The organism is Methylobacterium sp. NFXW15 (assembly GCF_049887755.1).
Taxonomy (GTDB): Bacteria; Pseudomonadota; Alphaproteobacteria; order Rhizobiales; family Beijerinckiaceae; genus Methylobacterium.
This window is the reverse complement of the sequence record NZ_JAGEKG010000001.1, coordinates 76,050-97,756: the sequence shown is the minus strand read 5'-3', so window position 1 is coordinate 97,756 and position 21,707 is coordinate 76,050. Positions and strand designations below refer to the sequence as shown.

24 protein-coding genes are annotated in these 21,707 nt (G+C 70.8%); 5 read left to right on the top strand and 19 right to left on the bottom strand.

The features are described 5' to 3' along the window. Positions 1 to 2 precede the first annotated feature (2 nt). The 3 genes from J4O73_RS00470 to J4O73_RS00460 form a co-directional block, all read right to left on the bottom strand. Positions 3 to 3,251: an efflux RND transporter permease subunit gene (locus J4O73_RS00470; protein ID WP_007563935.1), complete on the bottom strand. Its 3,249-nt coding sequence runs from the start codon at positions 3,249 to 3,251 to the stop codon at positions 3 to 5. A gap of 11 nt (positions 3,252 to 3,262) precedes the next feature. Beyond that, entirely contained in the window at positions 3,263 to 4,615 is a 1,353-nt protein-coding gene (locus J4O73_RS00465; RefSeq protein WP_007563937.1) for an efflux RND transporter periplasmic adaptor subunit, read from the bottom strand. A gap of 120 nt (positions 4,616 to 4,735) precedes the next feature. Next, positions 4,736 to 5,107 carry a hypothetical protein gene (locus tag J4O73_RS00460; RefSeq protein WP_039902985.1) on the bottom strand — a complete coding sequence of 124 codons (372 nt, stop codon included), beginning with the start codon at positions 5,105 to 5,107 and terminating at the stop codon, positions 4,736 to 4,738. 230 nt (positions 5,108 to 5,337) lie between these two features. On the opposite strand from J4O73_RS00460, the gene J4O73_RS00455 reads away from it, so the two are divergent. Beyond that, entirely contained in the window at positions 5,338 to 5,574 is a 237-nt protein-coding gene (locus tag J4O73_RS00455; protein ID WP_007563940.1) for a hypothetical protein, read from the top strand. Between the two features lie 172 nt (positions 5,575 to 5,746). Beyond that, positions 5,747 to 5,986, top strand: coding sequence for a hypothetical protein (locus J4O73_RS00450; RefSeq protein ID WP_007563942.1), 240 nt, complete (start codon positions 5,747 to 5,749; stop codon positions 5,984 to 5,986). Between the two features lie 213 nt (positions 5,987 to 6,199). Here the strand turns inward: J4O73_RS00450 and J4O73_RS00445 are convergent, their stop codons facing one another. The 6 genes from J4O73_RS00445 to J4O73_RS00420 all read right to left on the bottom strand — a co-directional run bounded on the left by J4O73_RS00445 (position 6,200) and on the right by J4O73_RS00420 (position 11,136). Further along, positions 6,200 to 6,463: a hypothetical protein gene (locus J4O73_RS00445; protein ID WP_007563945.1), complete on the bottom strand. Its 264-nt coding sequence runs from the start codon at positions 6,461 to 6,463 to the stop codon at positions 6,200 to 6,202. A 99-nt stretch (positions 6,464 to 6,562) separates the two neighbouring features. After that, positions 6,563 to 7,897: an ATP-binding protein gene (locus J4O73_RS00440; RefSeq protein WP_426213975.1), complete on the bottom strand. Its 1,335-nt coding sequence runs from the start codon at positions 7,895 to 7,897 to the stop codon at positions 6,563 to 6,565. Next, positions 7,894 to 8,640: a response regulator transcription factor gene (locus J4O73_RS00435; protein WP_007563949.1), complete on the bottom strand. Its 747-nt coding sequence runs from the start codon at positions 8,638 to 8,640 to the stop codon at positions 7,894 to 7,896. Before J4O73_RS00435 ends, J4O73_RS00440 begins: the two co-directional genes overlap by 4 nt. 12 nt (positions 8,641 to 8,652) lie before the next feature. After that, positions 8,653 to 9,339: a hypothetical protein gene (locus J4O73_RS00430; protein WP_007563950.1), complete on the bottom strand. Its 687-nt coding sequence runs from the start codon at positions 9,337 to 9,339 to the stop codon at positions 8,653 to 8,655. Between the two features lie 7 nt (positions 9,340 to 9,346). Further along, positions 9,347 to 10,333 carry a cation diffusion facilitator family transporter gene (locus J4O73_RS00425; protein ID WP_050735097.1) on the bottom strand — a complete coding sequence of 329 codons (987 nt, stop codon included), beginning with the start codon at positions 10,331 to 10,333 and terminating at the stop codon, positions 9,347 to 9,349. Between the two features lie 47 nt (positions 10,334 to 10,380). Then, positions 10,381 to 11,136 (bottom strand): cation transporter, encoded by a 756-nt coding sequence (locus J4O73_RS00420; protein ID WP_050735098.1) that lies wholly within the window; start codon positions 11,134 to 11,136, stop codon positions 10,381 to 10,383. Between the two features lie 67 nt (positions 11,137 to 11,203). Here J4O73_RS00420 and J4O73_RS00415 point away from each other — a divergent pair, with 67 nt between their 5' ends. Next, complete coding sequence (locus J4O73_RS00415; RefSeq protein WP_007563954.1) at positions 11,204 to 11,749, top strand: MerR family transcriptional regulator; 546 nt, start codon at positions 11,204 to 11,206, stop codon at positions 11,747 to 11,749. Between the two features lie 145 nt (positions 11,750 to 11,894). Here J4O73_RS00415 and J4O73_RS00410 read toward each other — a convergent pair whose 3' ends face one another. After that, on the bottom strand, positions 11,895 to 12,320 hold the full coding sequence (locus tag J4O73_RS00410; protein WP_007563956.1) for a MerR family transcriptional regulator: 426 nt from the start codon (positions 12,318 to 12,320) through the stop codon (positions 11,895 to 11,897). Positions 12,321 to 12,389: 69 nt separating this feature from the next. Here J4O73_RS00410 and J4O73_RS00405 point away from each other — a divergent pair, with 69 nt between their 5' ends. Then, positions 12,390 to 12,812: a hypothetical protein gene (locus J4O73_RS00405; protein WP_007563959.1), complete on the top strand. Its 423-nt coding sequence runs from the start codon at positions 12,390 to 12,392 to the stop codon at positions 12,810 to 12,812. Beyond that, the gene (locus tag J4O73_RS00400) at positions 12,812 to 13,036 is read left to right on the top strand and encodes a GDCCVxC domain-containing (seleno)protein (RefSeq protein ID WP_007563961.1); all 225 of its coding nucleotides are present in this window, start codon (positions 12,812 to 12,814) and stop codon (positions 13,034 to 13,036) included. Before J4O73_RS00405 ends, J4O73_RS00400 begins: the two co-directional genes overlap by 1 nt. Before the next feature lie 129 nt (positions 13,037 to 13,165). Here J4O73_RS00400 and J4O73_RS00395 read toward each other — a convergent pair whose 3' ends face one another. From J4O73_RS00395 to J4O73_RS00355, 9 genes are all read right to left on the bottom strand, one after another. Beyond that, positions 13,166 to 13,441, bottom strand: a complete 276-nt coding sequence (locus J4O73_RS00395) for a MerR family DNA-binding transcriptional regulator (protein ID WP_007563962.1) — start codon at positions 13,439 to 13,441, stop codon at positions 13,166 to 13,168. A gap of 327 nt (positions 13,442 to 13,768) precedes the next feature. Next, the gene (locus tag J4O73_RS00390) at positions 13,769 to 15,073 is read right to left on the bottom strand and encodes a hypothetical protein (RefSeq protein WP_007563965.1); all 1,305 of its coding nucleotides are present in this window, start codon (positions 15,071 to 15,073) and stop codon (positions 13,769 to 13,771) included. 66 nt (positions 15,074 to 15,139) lie between these two features. After that, positions 15,140 to 15,937, bottom strand: a complete 798-nt coding sequence (locus J4O73_RS00385; protein ID WP_050735099.1) for a GNAT family N-acetyltransferase — start codon at positions 15,935 to 15,937, stop codon at positions 15,140 to 15,142. Positions 15,938 to 16,058: 121 nt separating this feature from the next. Beyond that, entirely contained in the window at positions 16,059 to 16,586 is a 528-nt protein-coding gene (locus tag J4O73_RS00380) for a transglycosylase SLT domain-containing protein (protein WP_373320056.1), read from the bottom strand. 182 nt (positions 16,587 to 16,768) lie between these two features. Continuing rightward, on the bottom strand, positions 16,769 to 17,479 hold the full coding sequence (locus tag J4O73_RS00375; protein WP_050735101.1) for a copper-binding protein: 711 nt from the start codon (positions 17,477 to 17,479) through the stop codon (positions 16,769 to 16,771). 75 nt (positions 17,480 to 17,554) lie between these two features. After that, complete coding sequence (locus tag J4O73_RS00370) at positions 17,555 to 17,845, bottom strand: copper-binding protein (protein ID WP_050735102.1); 291 nt, start codon at positions 17,843 to 17,845, stop codon at positions 17,555 to 17,557. A 163-nt stretch (positions 17,846 to 18,008) separates the two neighbouring features. Then, positions 18,009 to 19,427, bottom strand: coding sequence for a multicopper oxidase family protein (locus tag J4O73_RS00365; RefSeq protein WP_043380886.1), 1,419 nt, complete (start codon positions 19,425 to 19,427; stop codon positions 18,009 to 18,011). 41 nt (positions 19,428 to 19,468) lie between these two features. Continuing rightward, positions 19,469 to 21,001, bottom strand: coding sequence for a TolC family protein (locus tag J4O73_RS00360; RefSeq protein WP_050735103.1), 1,533 nt, complete (start codon positions 20,999 to 21,001; stop codon positions 19,469 to 19,471). 47 nt (positions 21,002 to 21,048) lie between these two features. Then, the gene (locus tag J4O73_RS00355; protein WP_050735104.1) at positions 21,049 to 21,345 is read right to left on the bottom strand and encodes a hypothetical protein; all 297 of its coding nucleotides are present in this window, start codon (positions 21,343 to 21,345) and stop codon (positions 21,049 to 21,051) included. Between the last annotated feature and the right edge of the window lie 362 nt (positions 21,346 to 21,707).

Here is a 21,707-nt window from a genome sequence, read left to right as displayed (position 1 = left end):
GTCTACTCCGCCGCCTTGAGGTGTCGTGGCCCCGGCTCCCGCGGCCGCTCCGCGACCTTCGGGACGACAACCTTGCCGAACCGGGCGTACAGGGCCGGCAGCACGATCAGGGTCAGCAGGGTGGCGCTGATCAGGCCACCGATGACCACGGTGGCGAGCGGCCGCTGGATCTCGGCGCCGGTCTCGGTGGCGATGGCCATGGGCACGAAGCCGAGCGAGGCGACCAGCGCCGTCATCGCCACCGGCCGCAACCGGGTCATGGCGCCCTCCAGGATGGCCTCGCGCTTCGGCCGGCCCTCCGCCACGAGCTGCTTGATGAAGGTCAGCATGACGAGGCCGTTGAGGACCGCAACGCCCGAGAGCGCGATGAACCCGACCGCCGCCGGTACCGAGACCGGCATGCCGCGCAGCCAAAGCGCGAAGATGCCCCCGGTGAGGGCAAGCGGCACCGCGCTGAACACCAGCAGCGCGTCCCGCGGCGAGCCCAGGGCCGAGTACAGCAACAGGAAGATCAGGAAGAAGCAGACCGGTACCACCACCATCAGCCGCCGCTTGGCCGAGGCGAGGTTCTCGAACTGCCCGCCCCAGGTGAGGTAGGAACCTGGCGGCAGCTGCACCTGGCTTCCAACCTTCGCCTGCGCCTCCGCGACGAGCGAGCCGATGTCCCGCCCGCGCACGTTGGCCGTGACCACGACCCGCCGCTTGCCGTTCTCGCGCGAGATCTGGTTCGGTCCCTCGGTGACCGAAAAGCTCGCCACCTGCTTGAGCAGGACCGAGCTCGCCCGGCCGTTCGGGCCCGCCGGCAGCGGCACCGGGATGTTCTCCAGGGCCTCCCGGTCCTCGCGGACCTTGTCGGTCAGGCGCACGACGATGGGGAAGCGACGGTCGCCCTCGAACACGACGCCGGCGTCCCGTCCCCCGATGGCCGCGCCGATGACCTCCTGGATCGCCCCGGTGCTCAGGCCGTAGCGCGCCGCCTCGGCCTTGTTGATCTTGATCTCCAGGAACGGCAGGCCCGCCGTCTGCTCGACCTTGACGTCCTCGGCGCCGTCGATGCCCTTCAGGACCGCCGCGACCTGGTTGGCCGCCTTCAGCATCGGCTCGAACTCGTCGCCGAACACCTTCACGGCGAGGTCGCCCCGGGTGCCGGCGAGCAGCTCGTTGAAGCGCAGCTGGATCGGCTGGGAGAACTCGTAGACGTTGCCGGCGAGCGCCCCGACCGCCTTCTCGATCTGCTCCTGCAACTCGGCCTTGGACAGGCTCGGCTCGGGCCACTCCTCCTGGGGTTTCAGGATGACGAAGGTGTCTGAGGAGTTCGGCGGCATCGGGTCGGAGGCGACCTCGGCGGTGCCGGTCTTCGAGAAGACGTAGGCCACCTGCGGGAATTTCGAGACCACCTTCTCGACCTTGAGCTGCATCGCCTGCGACTGGGTGAGGGAGGTCGATGGGATTCGGGTGGCGTTGAGGGCGATGCTCTTCTCGTCGAGCTGCGGGATGAACTCGGTCCCGAGGCGGGTGAACAGGATGCCCGCCCCGACGAGCAGCAGGAGCGCCGCGCCGACGAAGACGAACGGCGCCCGGACCGCCGCGCCGAGCACCGGGCGGTAAGCGGCCTTGAGCGCCCGGATGATGAGGTTGTCCTTCTCCGTGACCTTGCCGGTGATGACGATGGCGATGAGCGCCGGCACGAAGGTCAGCGACAGCACGAAGGCCGCCACGAGCGCGATGATCACGGTCAGCGCCATCGGCTCGAACATCTTGCCCTCGACCCCCGTGAAGGTCAGGAGCGGGACGTAGACCAAGATGATGATCGCCTGCCCGTAGAGCGACGGCTTGATCATCTCCTCGGCTGAGGCGCGGACCGTCTGGAGGCGCTCCTCGGTGTCGAGCCCCCTGCCCAGCTCCTGCTGCTTCTCTGCGAGGTGGCGCAGGGCGTTCTCGGTGATGATCACCGCCCCGTCGACGATCAGCCCGAAATCGAGGGCGCCGAGGCTCATCAAGTTGGCCGAGATCTTCGCCTCGACCATGCCGGTCATGGTCATCAGCATGGCGACCGGGATGACCAGGGCCGTGATGATGGCGGCCCGGATGTTGCCGAGCAGCAGGAACAGGATGACGATGACGAGAGCCGCGCCCTCGGACAGGTTCTTCACCACCGTCTTCACGGTCGCCTCGACGAGCCGGGTCCGGTCGAGGACGGTCTGGACCTCGACGCCGGGCGGCAGGCTCTTGCGGATCTGTTCCATGCGCGCGTCGACCGCGGCAGCCACCGTGCGGCTGTTCTCGCCGATCAGCATCAGGGCGGTGCCGACGACGACCTCCTGGCCGTCCTCGCTGCCCGAGCCCGTGCGCAGGTCGCGCCCGATGCGGACCTCGGCGATGTCCTTGATCCGCACCGGCACGCCGCCCCGGGTGGCGACGACCACGTCGCCGATCTCGTCCATGCTCTCCAGGCGGCCGGCGGCGCGCACGACGTAGCCCTCGCCGTTGTCCTCCAGGTAGCGGGCGCCCTGGTTGGCGTTGTTGGCCTCCAGCGCCCGGGCGACGTCCGAGAAGGACAGGTCGAGGGACGCGAGCCGCGTCGGGTCGGGCTGGACGTGGTACTGCTTCTCGAAGCCGCCGATGCCGTCGACCCCGGCCACGCCGGACACGGTCTTGACTAGGGGGCGGATGATCCAGTCCTGGACGGTGCGCAGGTAGGCGGTCTGCTCCAGCTCGGTCTTCAGGCGCTGGCCCTCGGGGGTCAGGTAGCTGCCATCGGGCTGCCAGCCGGGCTTGCCCGCCTTCGAGACCGTGCGCTCGCCGGGCTTCGCGTAATGGATCGACCACATGTAGATCTCGCCCAGCCCGGTCGAGATCGGCCCCATGCTGGGCTCGGTGCCGGGCGGCAGGTCCCGCCTCACCTGCGCGAGGCGCTCGGCGACCTGCTGGCGGGCGAAGTAGATGTCGAGCTTCTCCGCGAAGACCGCGGTGACCTGCGAGAAGCCGTTGCGCGAGAGCGAGCGGGTGTATTCGAGCCCCTTGATGCCCGCGAGCGCGGTCTCGACCGGGTAGGTGACCTGCTTCTCGATGTCGACGGGCGAGAGCGACGGCGCCGTCGTGTTGATCTGCACCTGGTTGTTGGTGATGTCGGGCACCGCGTCTATCGGCAGCTTGGTGACCGAGTAGCCGCCGAAGCCGGCGGCCAGCAGCGACAGGAGCAGAACCAGCCAGCGCTGGTGCACGGAGAAGTCGAGGATGCGGCTGATCATGTCGGGCTTCCTCAATGGTCGTGGTCGGCTTCGCTCTTCCCGAGCTCGGCCTTGAGGAGGAAGGTGTTGGCCACCGCGATGGTCTCGCCGGGCTTGAGGCCCGAGACGACCTCGAAGCCGTCGTCGTCGGAGCGCCCGAGCTCGACCTCGCGCTTTTCGAAGCCCTCGTCCGTGCGCACGAAGACGACGCGCTTGCCCTCGACGGTCTGGAGCGCCGACTTGGCGACCCGCACCGGCACTTGGTCCGTCGCGGTCTCGACCTCGGCGGTGACGTAGGTGCCGGGCCTCCAGGCCATGTCCTTGTTGGGCAGCGAGACCACGACCCGGGCGGACCGGGTGTCGGCGTTCAGCAGCGGGCTGACGAACACCACCTTGCCCTGCTCGCTGCGGCCGCCGCGGTTCACGGTGACCCGCGCGCCCTCCCGGACCTCGGCGAGGTCGGAGGTGGGGACCGCGAGCTCGATCCAGACGGTCGAGAGGTCGGCGACGGTGTAGACGTCGGCAGGGTCGCCCTCCTTGCCCACCGCCGTGCCGACATCGACCTTGCGCTCCACGATGCGGCCGGCGATGGGCGCCCGCAGCTCGTACTGGCGCAGCGTCGAGGCGTTCGGCGTCGCCTCGTCGCGTTTCTGCGCGGCGGCGACCTCGGCGGCGTTCAGGCCCAGCGCCGAGAGCTTCTGGCGGGCGAGGTCGACGCGCAGCTGGTTCTCCTGGAACACGGCCTTGGCGTTGTCGAACGCCGCCTGGGATGCCGCCGCCGACGCCAAGAGTTTCTGCTGGCGCTCGAAGTTGATCTTCTGGAGGTCGGACTGGACCATCGCGGTGAGGTACTCGCTCTTGGCGTCGGCGACTTCCCGGCTGTCGAGGAGGGCGACCACCTCGCCCTTCCTGACGTCGTCGCCCAGGCGCTTGCGCATCTCGGACACCGTGCCGACGACGCGGGCGGGGACGCGGGCGATCCGGTCGGTATCGGGCGTGATGGTGCCGGGCACCAGGACGTGTCGCGAGAGCGTCCCGCCCTCGGCCTTGGCGACGCCGATGTCCTGCCCCTCGACCTGCTCGGCCGTCATCTTGACGTGGCCTTCCTCGCCCTCCGCCTCGGAATGCTCGTGCTCGCCGTGAGCGTGGGCTCCCTCGGCCTTCGGCGCGGCGGCCTTGCCGTGGTCGTGGCCGTCGCCTTCGGCATGGTCGGCCTCATCCTTCGGCGCCTTCCCGCCAGGGGGCGGGCCGGCGGCGAAGGTGAGGATGGCCGGCGGCAGCCCGGCCGATGTCAGGAGGCCGCGGACGAACGCGGATATGGCGGGGACGGCGGCGCCGACGACGATGCCGGCGGCCACGAGGACCGCGGTGATGAGGATGCGCATGAGACCTGCTCGGCCGGGATCGGGCGCCGTTCGGACGGACGCGGCAGTCCCGCTTCTGTGGCGTGAGGAGTGGCCCGGAGCGCGGGCTCCGGGTTCGGGACGCGCCTCTGCGGCGTCACCTCAGGCGCGGGGGGGCCTCGGCAGGCGGTCCGGCGAGACGGAGGAAACCGTCTGGCTCAAATGCGCATAGGCCAGCCGGGCGACCCCGAAGACCGGCTCCGAGAAGTCCGCCACGGCGGGTGCCGCCTGGTGGCAGCCACAATGGAGGTGGCAGGCCATGCCGGGGTCGGTCGCGCCGGTGTCGGGCGCGGCCTCAATGCTCGCGATCTCCGTGACGTGCCTGCCGCCGCCATCGTGGTACGCGACGTCGGCGGCGAGGCCGGCGGCGGGCGCGACGAGGGACAGGGCGAGGGCGAGCGCGAGCAGGCGTGCGGCGAACGCCCACCATCCCCGTGCCGCCCACCTGCGGCTATGCCCGCGTCCTGAACCCATCTCCGGCCTTATGCGCGATTTATCCCGGATCGGACAAGGCATCGTCCTGGCCTCTTGAACCCGGTCTGAACAGATTTTGTGGCCGCCATGCAAGGTCAGCCGCGGTCACGACGCGAAAGCGGCCAAGCCGTTTCTCGCTCGGCCGAGACGAATACCGGGCGAGGAAAATCCGGGAACGGTTTCGCGGGGGGCCGCATTCCCGGCCGACCGCGAAACATGGAGATCCTTGGATGAAGATCATGTTCGCCGCCGCCGCCGCGGCCGCCCTGGCCCTCGCGCCGGTCGGTGCGCTCGCCCAGCACGTGGACGTCGGCCCCGGCGGAGTCGGGGTTCACGGCGACGGCCACCGCCGCGATGTCGACCATACGCACACCACCGTCGAGGAGAACCATCGCGACCGGCCGGTCGTGCACGAACATCATGACGACCATCACGAGAAGACCGTCGTGGAAGAGCACCGCCACTGAGCGGCTGACATCGCGACGGGGCCGGGCCGGGGGCAGCGACGTCCGGCCCGGCCCCTCGCATTTCGAGGACGTCGGCGAACCTGGGGTGACGGCTTCCTGAACGACGGTCTCAGAACCTGTTCAACGGCCGCCGCGCAAACCGCCGCAATAGGAATCCCCGGAGGAGACAGCGATGCGACGGCACCTAGCAGGCTTGATGGCGGCGGCCATCCTCCTCGCGCCGGCCGCGGCCTCGGCCCAGTATTACGAGCGCGGCTACGGCTACGGCGAGCGGCGGCCGCACGACCATGTCGATGTCTACCGCCACGGCAACCATGACGACGTCGTGGTCCGGCACCATCACCCGCGCCGCGAGGATTACGGGCCGGGCCGGTTCGAGCGGCACCATCACCATCACGACTTCGACGACTGAGGTCGCCGCCTGGCGTCGAGAAGAGGTCGCCCGCACCGGCTCGCGCCGGTGCGGGCGCATCACGACGCGCGAGGGGTCGGCGCATCGTGAACGACGTGCCGAGCAGGCTCGGCGAGCGCGTAGCCGATCACCGCGGCCAGGAGCGCGAAGACGACGAGCAGGGGCAGCATCCGCATGTCCGCGCCTCCCGCCCCCGCGGCCTGCCCGGCGAGCTCACTTCTTGCCGGGCTTGTCGTGGCTGTGCCCGTGGGCATGCCCGTCGTTGTCCGAATGCGCCGGCTTGCCGTCGGGCCGCTTCTCACGGGCCTCGCTGACGCGCGGGTCGTCGCGATGGGCCGGGCCGCCCGACACGCCACCGGTGTTCGGGACGGCGCGCTCGGGGTTCGAGGCATTGCCGTGGCTGTCCACGGCGAAGGCGGACCCCGTGGCCGCGGCCAGCATCCCGGCGGCGAGGACGGCGGCGAGCGTGCGCTTCATCTGTCGGTCTCCTGTTCGGCGCCGACCGCGTCGGCCGCTTCGAAGTCCGAGATAGCCAAGCCGTTTGTCTCCGGGACGCCGCGTTCGTGACGAAGTGTGTCAGCCGCCGCGCCCAGCCCGGGGCACGCGGATCTCGGCCCGCAATCCGCCCTCCGGCCTCGTGGTCAGGATGAGCGTGCCTCCCTCCGCTTCCACGGCCCGCCGCGCGATGGTCAGGCCGAGTCCGGTCCCGCCGGTGTTTCGGTTGCGCGACCCCTCCAGGCGGGTGAAGGGCTCGAAGGCGCAGGCGACGTCGCATGCCGGGATGCCGGGCCCGTCGTCGTCGATGCGCAAGACCAGCGCTGTCTCTTCGGCCGCCAGGGCGATGCGCACCCGCGCGCCGTAGCGCACGCCGTTGTCCACGAGGTTCTCCAGCGCCCGCCGGAAGGCGACTGGGCGCACCGTCGCCAGGGCCCGGCCGGGTCCTCCGTATGCGACCGCCCGGCCGGCATCCGCGGAGGCGTCGGCGACCCCCATCAAAATGCTCGCGACGTTGGTGACCTGCCGCGGCTCCGGGTCGGCGTCGCCCCCCAGGTAGGCCAGCGTCGCGTCGACCATCGCCTGCATGTCGTCGAGGTCGGAGGCCATGGCGCGGCGCCCGGCCGGGTCCTCGACGTGGTCGAGGCGCAGGCGGAGCCGGGTGATGGGCGTTCGCAGGTCGTGGGACACGGCGGCGAGCGCCTGCGTCCGCTCGCCGATCAGCCGGTGGATGCGCTCCTGCATCGCGTTGAGGGCACGGCCGATCCCTCGGGTCTCGTCGGGACCAATCTCGGGAACCCGGACGGGGGCGCCGTGGCCGATCCGTCCGGTGGCCCGGGTCAGCTCCCGCAAGGGGCCGGCGATCCGATGCATCAGGACGACCGCGGCCACCCCGACGAGGATGGCCATGGCGGTGGCGAGCGAGGCCCAGGGCGCGACGGGGACGAGGCTCGGGGCGTGCGCGGACCGGAAGGTCAGCGCGCTCCCGTCCGGAAGCGGGATGATCCCGCGCAGGTCCTGCCGGTGGAGCGGCTCGTCCGGCGCCTCCAGGTTCAGGGCGAGCCCCGCCCCGAGGACCGGTTCGAGGGCGAGGAGGCGGTCGCGCAGGTCCCGGAGCGCGGGATCGGTCGCCCCCGGGGGGCGAGCCGGCGCTGGGGCGTCCCAGCCGATCTCGAAATGGTTCGACGAGAGGGCCTCGGCCTCGTCAGCCCGCTCCTCCGGCGGGCGCCGCGACACGGCCTCGCGCGCGATGACGAGTTGGCGGGCGACCTCGGTGGCGAAGGCCTCGTCGGCGGCGGCCGCCGCCGAGAGGCGGTAGATCGCCAGCGCGCCGCCATGGACGAGGAGCACGGCCAGGAGCAGGACGACGACGGTGCGCCCCTCCAGGCTGCGGGCGAGGCCGAGGACGCCCCTCATGCCCGCTCGACCTTGGCGGCCAGCATGTAGCCGGTGCCCCGCACCGTCTTGATGACGGCGGCCGTCCCCGCGGGCGGTTCGAGCTTGCGCCGCAGCCGGCTGACCAGGGTGTCGACGCTGCGGTCCGACGGCGCGGAGAGGCGCCCGCGGCCCATCTCCAGGATCTGCTCGCGGCCGAGCACCCGGCCCGGGTGTTCCAGGAACACCAGCAGCAGGTCGTGCTCGGCGCCCGACAGGTCGACGGCGGCGCCTTCGGGATCGGTCAGGGCGCGGCTGCGCAGGTCGAGCCGCCAGCCGGCGAAGGCGAGGGATTCCGGCCGCGACGCCGCGCTCGGCACCGGCGCGAGCGCCGACCGGCGGAGCACCGCCCGGATCCGGGCGAGGAGTTCTGGGCGCCCGAACGGCTTGGCGACGTAGTCGTCGGCGCCCAGTTCCAGGCCGAGCACCCGGTCCGCCTCCTCGTTGCGGGCGCTCAGCATGATGACCGGGACGGTGCCCTTCGCCCGCAGGGCCCTGAGCAGGTCGAACCCGGACGCGCCCGGCAGCATGACGTCGAGGAGGACGAGGTCAACCGGCGTGTCGGGCAGGAGCGACCACATCTCGGCGCCGCCGCGGCAGCCCGTGACCCGGAAGCCGCTCTCCCGCAGGATGCGGCCGACGAGCACGCGCATGCCGTCGTCGTCCTCGACGAGCAGGATGTGGGCCTCGTCCGGGAGGGACCTGGTTTCGCCCGCGGCAAGCATTCCGGATACAGCCTAGCCGATCATCCCGTCGAGCAGGAGCAGCAGCAGGAAGCCCGCGAAGAACATCGCCGTCACCCAGGGGCGGTCCTCGGTCTCGTGCGCCTCGATGAGGAGTTCCTCGGTCACGAGGTACAGCAAGGCGATCAGGCCGAAGGAGAGGAAGCCGGCCTGGACGGCGGCGGGCAGCGAGCCGACGGGCCCGCCGAGCAGGGCTCCGAGCGGGAGCAGCAGCACGAGGGCGGCCGTCAGGCCGACCACCTTGCCCTTCGACGCGCCGCCCTCGCCGAGTTCGTTCGCCACGGTTAGTCCCAGGAACAGCACCTCGATGGTCAGCGCGACGGTGAGCAGGATGCCGGCCTTCGCCCCGGCCGCGAAGGCGATGCCGAGGACGAGGCCGTCCACCAGGATGTCGATGCCGGTGACCGACATCAGCCCGGCCGGCCCCTTCACCCGCTTCTCCAGGATACGGACGAGGAGCATCGCGGCGACGCCGAGCGCGCCCCCGACCAGCATGGCCCAGGGCGATCCGGCATGCTTGACGTCGGGCAGGATCTCGCCCGCGGCCGCCGCGAAGACGACGCCCGCGGCGAAGTGCTGGATGGCGCTGACCAGGACGGGGCCCGGCCGCAGGTTGACCGCCACCGCCGCGCCGACGACGGCGGCCGCGGCGGGGATCAGGGTATAGGACCAGGCTTGCATGCCGCGCTCAGACCACGTGGTCCGGAGCCAGGGCGCAGGCGGTGGCCTCGCTCGTCTCCACCTGGAGGGTCGTGTGGCTGATGCCGAACCGCTCCCTGATGCCGGTGGCCGCCGCCATCAGGAAGGCGTCGTCGGGACGGCCGCCGGGCATGAGGAGGTGCGCCGTGAGGCAGGTGTCCGTGGTGCTCATCGCCCAGATGTGCAGGTCGTGCAGGGCCGCGACGCCGGGCAGCCCTTCGAGGTGGCGGCGTACGGCGACCGGGTCGATGCCCGGCGGGACGGCGGCGAGGGACAGCGTAAGACTGTCTCGCAGGAGCCCCCACGTGCTCCAGACGATGACGGCCACGATGGCGAGGCTCACCACCGGATCGAGCCACGTCCATCCGGTGTAGAGGATGACGAGGCCGGCGATGACCACCCCGGCCGAGACGGCGGCGTCGGCCGCCATGTGCAGGAACGCCCCGCGGATGTTGATGTCGCCCTTGGCCCCGGAGGCGAACAGCCACGCGGTGATGCCGTTCACCAGGATGCCGATTGCGGCCACGACCATCACGGTCTTGCCTGCGACCGGGACGGGCTCACCGAACCTCTGGATCGCCTCCCACGCGATGGCGCCGACGGCGACCAGCAGGAACACGGCGTTGAAAAGGGCCGCCAGGATCGACGAGGCCTTCATCCCATAGGTAAACCGCGCGCTCGGGGCCCGCCTGGCCAGCACCGTCGCGATCCAGGCCACGATGAGGCCGAGCACGTCCGAGAGGTTGTGGCCGGCATCGGCGAGCAGGGCCACCGAGTTCGCCAGGACCCCGTAGGTCGCCTCGACGGCCACGAAGCCGACGTTGAGCGCGATGCCGATGGCGAATGCCGTCCCGAAGCTTGCGGGGGCATGGCTGTGCCCTGGCCCATGGGAATGCCCGGCATGGTCGTGACCCGCCTCGCCGTCGTGGTCATGCGATCCGTGATCATGTCCTGCGCGTGCGTCGTGTGATGTCATGGTCGTCCCTGTATCCGTCTTGGTCTGTACGCGGATCGGTGCGCGCCTTATCCGGACGCCGCGGTTCGCGTCGTGACGGCGCCTTCGCGATACTCCGCCCAGGCCTGCCGCAGGATCTGCACCGACGAGGTCAGGAAGATGCCGGCCATCACCGCCGCGACGGCGAGGTCGGGCCAGGCCGACGCGGAACCCCAGACACCGAGCGCAGCCACCATCACCACGACGTTGCCGATGGCGTCGTTGCGCGAGCACAGCCAGACCGAGCGCACGTTGGCGTCGCCGTCCTTGTAGGGGCGCAGCAGCAGTACCGAGCCGAGGTTGGCTGCCAGGGCCATCAGCCCGATGACGCCCATGACCTCGGCCTTGGGCACCCCGAGCACCAGGACGTGGTAGGCAGTCGAGCCAAAGACCCAGACTGCCATCACGCTGAGGGACAGCCCCTTGGCGAGCGCCGCCGTGGCCCGAGCCCTGAGGGACGCTCCGATGACCGCGAGGCTCAGGCCGTAGGTGACCGTGTCGCCCAGGAAGTCGAGGGCGTCGGCCTGGAGCGCCTGCGAGCCGGCAAGGTGCCCGGCGGCCATCTCGGTCAGGAACATGGCGCCGTTGACGGCGATGACCGTCCACAGCACGCGCTTGTAGCGCGGGTCGACCCCGTCGAAGACGGGCACGCCCCCAGAGCAGCCGCAGGCATCCCCCGTGCCGCAATCGCCCCCCGCGACGACCTGCGGCGGCGCCGCCGGATGCGCACGTTCCGCCCTCGATGCCTGACAGCCAACGGTCGAGCCGCAGCACTCCTTGGCCATGACGCCTCCTTTCCAAGTCGTGGACGACTGCCTACTTCCTCCAGCGACTAGAGGAGCAAGCGGAAAAATGGAGCTGTCGATAGGCGAGCTGTCGCGGCGTACCGGCGTGCTCGCCACGACCATCCGCTACTACGAGACGGCCGACTTGATGCCGCCGCCGCCGCGGACGGAAGGCGGCCGCCGCCGCTATGGGCGGGCTGACATCGAGCGCCTGGCCTTCATCCGCCACGCGCGCGAGCTCGGCTTCGAGGTGGACGCCATCCGTGAGTTACTGGCGCTGGCCGCCCAGCCCGACCGCTCCTGCGCCGAGGTCGACAAGATCGCCCGGCGTCACATGGCCGAGGTCGAGCGCCGCATCGAGCGGCTCATGGCCCTGAAGGGCGAGCTCGCCCGCATGACCGACGCGTGCGGCCAAGGCCGGGTCGGCGAGTGCCGTGTCATCGAGGTCCTCTCGGACCATGCCTGCTGCGAGGATGAGGGCCACCGCGCTACCCGGAGCCGGCGTCCCACAAGGCCGGAAGCGAAGCAGGGAGCCCGGCCCCGGAGCGCATCGTCGTCGACATTCGATCAGGAAGACGACATGATATTTCGGGAGGGCCGGGCTCAGCCGTGATTGGGACTTCCGAACATTCGAGGTTTGAAGCAACCGAATGCCAGGACCGCTTCCTGTAACCGCTCTGGTTCGCGGCCGGAGCGGACCGACGGTGGGGGCCTCTGGGTCTACCGAGGATGCAGGCGTCGGATGGGTGCTCCGAAGCTCACTCGGCGGGGTCGATCATATCGAGCACCGGGCATCCAGGAGCCGCCCCACCGGGGCACTGCTCGATGGTTTCGGCCAGGAGACGTTCGAGCCTTGACAGGTCCGCGATCTTCGCACGCACCCGGTCAAGGTGGTGCCTCGCGATCCCCTGTCCCTCGCGGCAGGTTGCCTTACCAGGCCGACGCAGTTCGAGCAGCGCCCGAACCTCGTTCGGCGTGAAGCCAAGTTCGCGTCCGCGACGGATGAAGGCCAGGGTGCGCTCGTGCTCGACGCCGTAGGACCGATGGCCACCCTCGGTGCGCGGGGGCGAAGGGAGTAGGCCGACCTTCTCGAAGTACCGGATGTTCTCGATGTTGACGCCGGTCCGCAGCGACAATTGACCGATGGTCAGGGCCCCGCTTCGCGCCCCCTTAGCCGTACCCATGAAGATCGCCCTTGATCCTGTAGTGGCTACAGGATGCAGGGTAGCCGAGGATCACGATGGATACGAGACATGACCCTCGATCAGACACCGCCTGCCGAACGACCCGTCCACGAACCGGCCGCGGTCAGCGTTGGCAGCATCGCTGCGCTCGGCGCCATCACGGGGCTCGGTGCCCTGGCGGCCTCGTCGTGCTGCGTGCTGCCCATAGTCTTGGGCGGCCTCGGGATCGGTGCTGGGGTCTTCACGGTCCTCGGCGTGCTCGCCTCTCTTCGCACGCCGCTGATGCTCGTCAGCGTCCTGGCGGTCATCGCCGGCTGGTTCTTCTACGCGCGGCGGCGACGGGCTGCTTGCGGGCCGGATGGATCATGCCCAGCTCCGCGTCGGTCATCCGCCCCCCTGGTGCTTCTCAGCCTCGCCACGCTGTTCATCGCCGCCGCTGCGGCCGGGAGCTACTTTGAGCCCGCCCTGATCAAGATGCTGCGGACAGCCTGATGAAGCTGATCTCGATCCTGACCTGTCCGCATTGTGGGCACCGGGCTTCGGAAACGATGCCGACCGACGCCTGCCAGTTCTTCTACGAATGCCCTGGCTGCGGCACTCTGCTCCGCCCGAAGAAGGGCGATTGCTGTGTATTCTGCTCGTACGGCGATGTCCCGTGCCCGCCGATCCAGGAAGCTCAGGAACGAAATGAACCGGCGAGCTGCTGCAAGGGCTGAGCAGCCATACTGTTTAGCTCCATCACGCCCACCCGGTGAGTGGCGCTGCGCCAAAACCGAGGTCGGCTTGCGCAAACCCATCCGAACGCCGTGCGGGTCGCCTGATGCAAAGCGTCCCAGTCTGGCGCGCTAAGGACAAAAACACTGCCGGCGCAGCAGCCAGAAACCTGCCCAGAATCGTAGGATTGTGAACGTGGCGCACGCGCGCCCCATGGCAGCCAGCGGCGGCGCGACTATCGACGGATGCCGCGCGTGCACGAACCGCAGCCTGCGCACCTCGTCCTCGGCGTAAACCCGAAGGCCCGACACCGACCGGGTCGGTGTCGGGATCAGGCCCGTCCGCACGTAGTAGCGGATCATCTTGGGCGAGATCCCGCAGGCGCGTGCCACCTCCCCGATCCTCATCGCCCCACTCCTAGTTCCGTCGAGGCACGTCGGCGCACCCGGATGAGTCTGGACGCCGCGACCGACCCGGCCCCGCGACCGCTTCGCTCGGCTCGAACGCCGGTGTGATCCGGAGCGTGCTCGCATCGCCGCCGGCCGAGCCGCGCCGGACGGCCTTAGGGCACGCGACGTCGCCGTGGCCGGAAGCACCGACGGTGGAGCCCCGAGGGCCGCGGTCGCCTTCGCTACCGGGGGCGGCCGCGCCAGGACCTCGTATGGTGCGGGCCCCGGGAGGCGGAGCGGGGGGAGGCCGCGGTCGGGGAACGGCACAGGTTGGGCGCCCGTCGGCTAGGCCGCCTCCCGTGCCGAAACCGACCTCGTGATGCCTGGCTGAACGGCAGCCGGAAGGTCGACGGCCCGCGTGACCTCGGCGAAGCGCGCCGCCGCGTCCGACCAATCCTGGGCGAAATCGAACAGCTCCCTGAGGGCGGGCGCGATCTCCTTGTAGGCCGCGAGCGCCGCCACCAGGGCGCCGAGCGTGAGGCGGCCTTGCACGACGAGATAGCCGCCGATCAGGAAGAAGAAGAACGGCGTGAGGTTGGACGTGTAATTGTACAGGCTCTTGATGCCGCCCTTCATGTCGTTGATGGCGACGCGGAGCCGCTCAAGCTCCTCGACGTGCGCCATGTGGCGCCGCAACGACGAGGCGGATGCATCGCGCTCCGCCGCGGAAGGGGCGAGGCCCGGACGCCCGGCGACCTCGGGCGTGGTGACGAGGGCGCCCAGCGTCCGCGTGGCGAGGACGCGCTGCCGGACCTTCGCGTTCAGACGCCTTTGGAGGCGCGGCAGGACCGTAAGCTGCACCGGCAGCATGATCAGCGCGGCGAAGGCAAGGGCGACGTCCTGGAGCAGGAGGAAGGCGACGCTCGTGACCAGCACGCCCCCCTGCACGATGGGGACCGCGACGAGGCTGCCGCCGAAGTAGCCGATGGGCTCGACTTCCTGGACCGCCACGGCGGAGAGCGTCGTGCGGCGTTCGACCGAGCGCTCCGTCCGCACGCGCCGCAGGACGGCCAGGCGCAGGCGTCGCACGACCCGCTCGTTGACGCGTCCGCGGACCCGGTTCGCCGCGTACTTCAGGAGGCCGTTCACGGTGAGGACGGCGAGGTAGCCGGCGCACAGGGCGAACAGGAGTTCCGTGCGGCCGAGGGGGAGTCCCAGGAACGTCATGCCGGGATGCCCGTCGCCCCGCGCGTCGTCGAGCGTGTGGTTGACGATGTGCTTGGGTATCTCAAGGGTCAGCCAGGCGGCCGGCAGCGTGGCGAGAGACAGGAAGACCAAGCGGACCTGGATGCCCGCCGTGGCACCCAGGACGTATGCCTCCAGGCGCCGTCCCGGCCGGAGCGCGAAGCCGCGATGCCGACGGCCACGGGACGGGGCGTCCCGCAGGGCATCGGTGGCTCCCGCCGCGGCGACAGCATCCGCCGTCCGCCGACGGCGGCGCAGCGCGGCGCGGCCGACGAGCCACGCGGTCCACACAGGCGCCACGACGAAGACGAGGAGGGCATCGGCGACGATCCACCAGTGGCCGTGTGGGTAGTCGAGGCCCGTGAGCCTGTGGGCGAGGGCGTGGATGGCTTCGATTGCCGTCACGGGGCGGATCGGTCCGAATGTCCGGGAGGGGAGGGCGCGCTTCGCGGCCCGGCGTGATTGATGGGCTCAGTCGGCATCCGGCGGCTCCGCCTCTCGTGCGTCCACCTCCGACTGGATGCCGTCCCCTGGGTGAGCGCCGTAGCCCTCGTCCCGCGGCGTGGCGCGCGCGCCGCGACCCACGGCCCCCGCCCGCGGTTCGAATCGGACGGTTCGGAACGTCCCGAAGGCGAACTGGCGTCTCGTGCGGATCGAACAGGGTCTGAAGCCCGCCCGTTCGACCGCCTTGAGGGAGGCGGCGTTGTCGGCGTCGACGAAGGCCACCAAGTGTCCCTTGCCCAGTGACCGGGCGCGTTCGGCGATCAGGTACACGGCGGCGGCCATGGCGCCCAGGCCGCGGAAGCCCTTCGGCGTGAAGGCGTTCTCCAGCATGGCCTCGTCGGCTGCCAGAACCGGCAGGGCCCCGGACCGACGGACCGCGTCGCCGTAACCCGGGTCGGTGAGCCACTGGACGTGGCACGGGCGGCCCGACCTGACCTCTTCGAGCACGTAGCAGCGGCTCGGCAGGACGCCGTGCGCGGCGGCACGCAATCGCCACTCGACGTCATCGCGTTCGCGTTTCGCCGCCTCGTCGCCGCCGGAGGGGAAGAGGGCCGCGAGGTCGTCCGGCCGGAAGTCGCGCAATCGCACCGGGATTTTGGCGACCGGCGGTTCGATGGCGACCGACAGGTTCCGCCCAAAACCTATCGAGACCCGCCTGGAGTAGGGGCCCAGGGCGATGCGCCGGGCCACCCTGGCGCGCAGCATCGCCAAGCCATCGCCGAGGGAGCCGTCGCCGCGCGCGTGCGGGTAAGGCTTGAACGTCATGCCGAGCCTCCCTCCATTCGCCGCCGGCGCACCAGGGCGGCCATGCGTCGACGCGCACGGGTGACCGGCGCCTTCCGGCGCACCCAGGGGAGCGGCGGGAGCGCCGCCCATTCGGGCCGCATCAGCCGCCCTCCATGATCCGGGCGGTCCGGATCTCGACGGCCCGGACGCGCGCGACGTGCGCGGCCCAGAACCGGTTCGCGAGGAACATGACGGCCGTCGGCGCCGCGCGGGTTTTCGATGCGGATGTCCGCGGGATGCCGGGACCGGCCGTCGCCGCGACCGCCGCGAGCGGCGACCCCATGGCGGCCAGCCGGTCGTGGGCGCGCCGGCAGTGATCGACGGAGTGCGGCGTCATGCGCTCCTCGCCGTGGCCGGCACGATACTTGGCCAGGGCACGGCAGACATCGCCGCCCGCGAGGCTCCAGGCCCGTGCGAGGTAGGCGACGCCGAAGCGGATGTTCGTGGCAGGGTCGAGAAGTTCCGCGGCCGGCCCGCGATGACCGAGCATCGCCGCCGTGGCCGGCCGGACCTGCATCAACCCGAGTTCGCCGACCGTTCCGACCGCCCCGGCGTCGTAGCCGCTCTCGACGAACGCGACCGCCTCGGCGAGCGCGGGCGGGACCCCGCGTGCCGTCGCCTCCCGCATGAGGAGTTCGCCATAGGCGGTGCGACCGCGGGCCTTGGCGTTCCCGGGGGCCGTGGCCGCGGCGGATGGTCCCGCGGTGCCCTCCGCCGCGGCCGCCCCGGCGCCGGCAACGGCGGCGAGGCCGAGGAGGACGCCCAGGGCGCGAGGTGCCGCCGGGCGTGGGACGTTCCGGCCGTATCCCACTACTTGGCTTTCTGGATGCGGGTGACGGCGATCGAACCGTTCACGCGGTCGGCCGAGAACCGCACCCGCTCGCCGGGCCTCAGGCCCTTGAGCATGGCCGGGTCCTGGACCTTGTAGGCCATCGTCATCGCGTCCATCCCGATGTTCGGGATGGTCTCGTGGTCGAGGGTCACCTTGCCCGCGGCGTCGTCGACCTTCTTGACGGTTCCGGCGACGAGCGGGGCGTTCGACGGCGTCGCCTGCGGAGCCGGCTGCGGGGCCGCCTTCTCCGCGGGGGGCGTTTCCGGCTGACCCTGGGCCGGGTCGCCCTTCGCTCGACGGTCCAACGGTCCCTCGCCCGACGGCGTCTGGTTCGGCTGCGGCCGGTAGCCGGCCTCGCGGCTGCGGACCTGCCACTGCTTCAGGGCGTCGATCTTGGCCTGCTGCTCGTCCTGGATCTTCTGCGCGAGCTCGCGCAGCTGCCGGTCACCGCCGTAGTCGAGCTGCGTCTTGGCCAGGAACAACGTCTCCTCGTAGCTGGCGATCAGCAGCTCCGCGAAGTCCCGGTCCGGGTCGCCGGTCAGCTTCGTGTCCCGGAAACGGTTCGACATCGTTTCGCGCGCCCGCTCCAGGGCTGCGGGCGCGCCCTTGGCGGGCTGCGCGCCGGCGTGCTGCGGGATCGGGGCGACGAGCGCGGCCGCGAGCGCGGTGGACAGGATCAGGCGTCGCATGGTTGCTCCATCTCAGGGCTCCGAAGCCCTCGCGCGGGACCGGGCGGAAGCCGCACGGGGCTTCCCTCCAGGGCGCTACTTCGTCTTCTGGATCTTCGTGACGGTGTACGCGCCGCCGGCCTCCGCGACGTCGAAATCGACCTTGTCGCCGGCCTTCAGATCCTTGAGCATCGCGGGATCCTTGACGGGGTACGCCATCGTCATCGCATCCATGTCGAGCTTCGGGATCGCCGCGTGGTCGAGCGTGACCTTGCCCGCGGCCGGGTCTACCTTCGTCACCGTCCCCTTCACGGACTGCGCCCATGCAGGCGCCGCGACCGCCAGGAAGGCCGCCGAAAGGACGGCGAGCGGGAACTTGCTTCTCATGGTTTCTTCTCCTCAGGTCGATTGAACCGCCACGCCGGCGCCGTTGAGGGGATCGGCGACCGGCGCGGCGGACTTCGGACGGGATCGCTCCCGTTCCGAACGGGTTCGCCTGCCTCGCTCGTGGCGATTCCGGCAGGCCGTCTGGCGCGTTGTGGGCGTCCGCCTAGTGCTCGTGGCCGCCCGCGTTCGAGGCCGTGCGGCGCGTCCGCGGATCGACGACCCGCAGGTCGGTCTGCCGGGCGCGCCGGGCCTTCGGGGTGTCCGGGGCGCGGGCCGGCTCCGGCATCGGCTCGCCGGTCCACTCGTATGCGAGGGTGCCTTCCGGATGCCTGTACCAACCGGGGTCGCGGTAATCGCCGGCCGCCAGTCCCGGACGGACCTTCAGGACCGTGAACATCCCGCCCATCTCGACCGACCCGAACGGGCCCGCGCCGGTCATCATGGGCAGCGTGTTCTCGGGCAGCGGCATCTCCATCTCGGACATCATGCCACCGCCCGTCGAACCCATCGGCATGTAACCTGGGGCGATCTTCTGGATCTGCTTGGCCGTGCTCTTCAGGTTCACGCCGATGTAGGTCCGCACGTTGTGGCCCATGGCGTTCATGGTGTGGTGCGACTTGTGGCAGTGGATCGCCCAGTCGCCCGGGTTGTCGGCGTTGAACTCGATGGCCCGCATCTGCCCGACCGCGACGTCGACCGACACCTCCGGCAACTGATAGTTTTCGTTGATCCAGCCGCCGTCCGTGCCGGTGACCTTGAAGTCGACGCCGTGGACGTGGATCGGGTGGTTGGTCATGGTCAGGTTGCCGAAGCGCATCCGGACCTTGTCGCCCTGGCGCGCGACCATCGGATCGATGCCCGGCCACACCCGGCTGTTGAAGCACCACATGTTCATGTTGAGCATCGTGTTGACCTTGGGCACATAGGACCCGGCCTCGATGTCGTAGGCGTTCAGCAGCCAGACGAAGTCGCGGTCGACCCGCCGCTCGGCCGGATCGCGCGGATGCACGACGAAGAAGCCCATCATGCCCATCGCCATCTGGACCATCTCGTCCGAGTGCGGGTGGTACATGAAGGTGCCGGAGCGCCGGAGGATGAACTCGTAGACGAACGTCTTGCCCGGCGGGATGCCGGGTTGGGTCAGGCCGGCGACCCCGTCCATGCCGTTGGGCAGCGTCTGCCCGTGCCAGTGCACGGCGGTCGCCTCCGGCAGGCGGTTGGTGACGAAGATGCGGACCTTGTCGCCCTCGACCGCCTCGATGGTCGGTCCCGGCGACTGGCCGTTGTAGCCCCAGAGCCGCGCGTCCATGCCGGGCGCCATCTCGCGCACGACCGGCTCGGCGATGAGGTGGAACTCCTTCCAGTCGCCGCGCATGCGCCACGGCAGCGTCCAGCCGTTGAGCGTCACCACCGGCTGGTAGTCCGGCCCGCTCGTCGGATAGAGCGGGGGCTGCATGGTCGCCTTGTCCATGATCGGGGCTTCCGGAAGCCCGGCGGCCTGGACGCGCCCGCTGATCATGGAGGTGCCGGCGAGCACGAGGCCGCCCGCACCCAGGATCCCCCTGCGCGAAATGTCTGTCATGGTTTCCCTCCGAATGTCATGGGCGGTCCGGGGTCCGGATCTCAGCCGCCGGGCGTCGCGACGGCGAGGCTCGTCCCCGGGGTGCCCCCGGCGGCCTCGCCGCCGAAGTTGCCCCCCGAGAAACCGCCGCCGACAGTCGCCGCCTTGAGGTCGGTCGCCGCGATCCAGAAGTCGCGCTGCGCCTCGATCGCCTGGATGTTGCTGAGGATCCTGGCCCGGGCGTCGACGATCAGCGTCGTGACGTCCAGCAGCATGCCGCTGTACTGGAGCAGCGCCTGGTCCTGGATCGTCCGCCGCAGGGGCAGGACGCTCGTCTGGTAATGCCGGGTGATGTCGTACTGGCCGCGATAGCGCTGGTACGCCTCGCGCACCTCGGAGCGGGCGTTGACCGCGCGCTCCGCCAGGCGGTTGGCGCTGGCGATGTAGCTTTCCTGCGCCCCCCGGACAGCGGTGGCCCCGAAGTCGTAGATCGGGATGACGAGATCCGCCGAGAACCCGTTCAGGCTGGCCTTGTCGACCTTCGGGGCACCGCCCTCGCCCCCCGCGGTCCTCGACCGCGAGAACCGGTTCGCGAAGCCCGCATCGAAGACGCTGACGAAGCCGCTGGCCTGGTTCAGCCCGAACTGCCCCACGAGCGATTGCAGCTCGAAGCGGGCGGCCTGCACGTCGGCCCGCTTGCTCATCGCCTCGGCCTCGATGGCGTGCCCGTCGACGAGCCTCCCAGGCAGGGGCGGCAGGCCGTTAGGCAGGCGGAAATCGATGTCCCGCCCCCAGAGACCGAGCAGTCGGGTGAGCCGCTCCCGTTCGGCGCGTTGCTGCACCCGCGCCTTGGCGAGCTGCGCGCCCAACTCGCTGTAGAAGGCGTGCTCGCGCGCCTGCTCCAGCTTGTTCAGCGCGCCCGTCTCGCCCAGCTGCTTGGCCAGCGTCGAGGCGGATTCCGCGCCGGCCAGCGCCTGTTCGAGGAAGGCGGTCGCCTGGTTGGCCGCCACGGTCCGGTAGAATTGCCGGCGCGCCTCGCCCCCGAGCCGCAGGACCTGCTCCGCCGCGTTGTACTGGTCGGCCGTGAACCGCTGCCGCGCGATCTCGGCGCGCACCGGGAGCGTCGCCAACTCCAGCACGCTGGCGGCGACGGCGCGCTCGATCTCCGTGTTGAACCCCAATCCCCACTGCGTGATCGAGAGGCGCGGCGAGGGCGGCAGCGTGGCCTGCACGTACTGCGCCTCGGAGACGCCGAGGTCGTTGAAGGCGGCCTGCAAGCCCCGGTTCCTCAGGAGTGCGACCTGCACCGCGCCGTCGGCGGTCAGGGGACGGCGCAGCAACGCGTCCACGCGCGCGTCCGCGCTCGGCGCGACGCCCTGGTCGTCCGCCTTCACGATGTCCTTGCGCAGTTCCAACGCTGCGTAGCCGCCTGCGACGGAGAGGCCCGCGTCCGGCGAGAAGCTCGCGCAGCCCCCCAAGGCGAGGCCGAGGCCGGTAACGCTCGCGGCCACGCGCACGAACCGCCCCCGGACGGCCTCGTCCGGCGGTCGCGCGGTCGTACCGGCGTGTCCCGGCGCGGTCGTCGTGCCACTCATGTCCGGTAGTCCGGCGCCGCCGCCCGTTTGGTTACAGCGACGGGCCATCACCGCCCCCCCGAATCGCGCTTGCCGCCCATGCCGGGCATCCCGTCCATGCCCGGCATGCCCCCCATCCCGCCGGACCCGGCCTTCGGCGCGACCTGACGATTGAGCTCGCGCCAATCCTTAGGGTCGACGACGCCGAAATCCTTCACGCCCTGCGTCACCTTGGCGTAGCGGGGCGGCCGGACCGGGATGTCCGGCTCCGAGGGCAGGACGAGCCCGGCGGGAACGGCGGCGGGCAAGCAGCCGGCGAGCGGCAGGACCGCCGCGAGCGCGGCCGGTCTCGGCAGCTTGAACATCTTGGATTTCCCGAATTGAGGCGGACGGCCGAAGGCAGTCCCAGGCGTTGCACGGGCCGCGGGCCGAGCGGCGACGGCGTCGCGCCCAGCGAAGGCGTCGGCTCGTTGTGGGTGTGCGAGGCCGTCCCTTCGGAGCGGCCGGGGGCGGGCGCTAGATCCGCCCGCGCGTCACGCTTGGCGCCTCGGCGGCCGCTCGATCCGTAGCGGATGCGCGTCGACGGCCCCGTCCACCTGGACGATCAGGACCCGCTCGGACGGATGAAATTCCAGGGTGATGCTCGCCCATGGCAGGGTGGGAAGCGCGGCTTGGCACGCGAGCGGGCAGCAGGTCGCCGGGCAGGGAGGATGCTTGGGGCGATGCC

Excerpts from the sequence above, each read along its gene's own strand:
- J4O73_RS00420 (WP_050735098.1), bottom strand. The coding sequence starts at position 11,136 with ATGGCCAAGGAGTGCTGCGGCTCGACCGTTGGCTGTCAGGCATCGAGG.
- J4O73_RS00435 (WP_007563949.1), bottom strand. The coding sequence starts at position 8,640 with ATGCTTGCCGCGGGCGAAACCAGGTCCCTCCCGGACGAGGCCCACATC.
- J4O73_RS00355 (WP_050735104.1), bottom strand. The coding sequence starts at position 21,345 with ATGTTCAAGCTGCCGAGACCGGCCGCGCTCGCGGCGGTCCTGCCGCTC.
- J4O73_RS00460 (WP_039902985.1), bottom strand. The coding sequence starts at position 5,107 with ATGGGTTCAGGACGCGGGCATAGCCGCAGGTGGGCGGCACGGGGATGG.
- J4O73_RS00370 (WP_050735102.1), bottom strand. The coding sequence starts at position 17,845 with ATGAGAAGCAAGTTCCCGCTCGCCGTCCTTTCGGCGGCCTTCCTGGCG.
- J4O73_RS00385 (WP_050735099.1), bottom strand. The coding sequence starts at position 15,937 with ATGACGTTCAAGCCTTACCCGCACGCGCGCGGCGACGGCTCCCTCGGC.
- J4O73_RS00425 (WP_050735097.1), bottom strand. The coding sequence starts at position 10,333 with ATGACATCACACGACGCACGCGCAGGACATGATCACGGATCGCATGAC.
- J4O73_RS00405 (WP_007563959.1), top strand. The coding sequence starts at position 12,390 with ATGACCCTCGATCAGACACCGCCTGCCGAACGACCCGTCCACGAACCG.
- J4O73_RS00400 (WP_007563961.1), top strand. The coding sequence starts at position 12,812 with ATGAAGCTGATCTCGATCCTGACCTGTCCGCATTGTGGGCACCGGGCT.
- J4O73_RS00415 (WP_007563954.1), top strand. The coding sequence starts at position 11,204 with ATGGAGCTGTCGATAGGCGAGCTGTCGCGGCGTACCGGCGTGCTCGCC.
- J4O73_RS00365 (WP_043380886.1), bottom strand. The coding sequence starts at position 19,427 with ATGACAGACATTTCGCGCAGGGGGATCCTGGGTGCGGGCGGCCTCGTG.
- J4O73_RS00410 (WP_007563956.1), bottom strand. The coding sequence starts at position 12,320 with ATGGGTACGGCTAAGGGGGCGCGAAGCGGGGCCCTGACCATCGGTCAA.
- J4O73_RS00450 (WP_007563942.1), top strand. The coding sequence starts at position 5,747 with ATGCGACGGCACCTAGCAGGCTTGATGGCGGCGGCCATCCTCCTCGCG.
- J4O73_RS00395 (WP_007563962.1), bottom strand. The coding sequence starts at position 13,441 with ATGAGGATCGGGGAGGTGGCACGCGCCTGCGGGATCTCGCCCAAGATG.
- J4O73_RS00360 (WP_050735103.1), bottom strand. The coding sequence starts at position 21,001 with ATGAGTGGCACGACGACCGCGCCGGGACACGCCGGTACGACCGCGCGA.
- J4O73_RS00440 (WP_426213975.1), bottom strand. The coding sequence starts at position 7,897 with ATGAGGGGCGTCCTCGGCCTCGCCCGCAGCCTGGAGGGGCGCACCGTC.
- J4O73_RS00430 (WP_007563950.1), bottom strand. The coding sequence starts at position 9,339 with ATGCAAGCCTGGTCCTATACCCTGATCCCCGCCGCGGCCGCCGTCGTC.
- J4O73_RS00445 (WP_007563945.1), bottom strand. The coding sequence starts at position 6,463 with ATGAAGCGCACGCTCGCCGCCGTCCTCGCCGCCGGGATGCTGGCCGCG.
- J4O73_RS00375 (WP_050735101.1), bottom strand. The coding sequence starts at position 17,479 with ATGCGACGCCTGATCCTGTCCACCGCGCTCGCGGCCGCGCTCGTCGCC.
- J4O73_RS00455 (WP_007563940.1), top strand. The coding sequence starts at position 5,338 with ATGAAGATCATGTTCGCCGCCGCCGCCGCGGCCGCCCTGGCCCTCGCG.
- J4O73_RS00470 (WP_007563935.1), bottom strand. The coding sequence starts at position 3,251 with ATGATCAGCCGCATCCTCGACTTCTCCGTGCACCAGCGCTGGCTGGTT.
- J4O73_RS00465 (WP_007563937.1), bottom strand. The coding sequence starts at position 4,615 with ATGCGCATCCTCATCACCGCGGTCCTCGTGGCCGCCGGCATCGTCGTC.
- J4O73_RS00380 (WP_373320056.1), bottom strand. The coding sequence starts at position 16,586 with ATGCGGGAGGCGACGGCACGCGGGGTCCCGCCCGCGCTCGCCGAGGCG.